The 411-nt window shown below is 49.9% G+C and carries 1 protein-coding gene; it reads right to left on the bottom strand.

Annotated elements, in window-relative coordinates; all coding sequences use genetic code 11:
* The coding region (locus HMPREF0673_RS14795; protein ID WP_007902499.1) for a hypothetical protein at positions 1 to 411 on the bottom strand (411 nt) is incomplete at both ends.

The following is a 411-nucleotide window of genomic DNA, read 5'->3' as shown; positions in this document are numbered from 1 at the left end:
TATGGCATCCCTGCCATACCCACGCCGCCCTCCGAATTCCTTCCACAGAACCCATTCCAAGTTTGTTTGCGCAAGTCCTCCCACGGAATTCACGGAATTCACAGAAATTTCTGGTGGAGGATATTCTCCCACGGATTTCACAGAATACACAGAAGCTTCTGGCGGAGAAGAGCCTCCCACGGATTTCACAGATGTACACAGATTTTTCTTCTCCGCCAGTCGTTTCTGTGTGTTCTGCGTGTTCCGTGGGAGAATTGTAATGTTGGTGCCCGATTGCTTTGTTGGTGCAGCAGAGACTGCTGCACCCCCTAAAGACTTCTGTGAAAATCTGTGCAATCTGTGGGAGGCTCTTATCTGCCAGAAGGTTCTGTGGGTTCTGTGCAATCTGTGGGAGGATTGTAATGTTGGTGC

Origin of the sequence: Leyella stercorea DSM 18206, assembly GCF_000235885.1 — a bacterium.
GTDB classification, from domain to species: domain Bacteria; phylum Bacteroidota; class Bacteroidia; order Bacteroidales; family Bacteroidaceae; genus Prevotella; species Prevotella stercorea.
The sequence above is the reverse complement of the archived record's forward strand: the minus strand, read 5'-3'. Positions and strand labels throughout refer to the sequence as shown.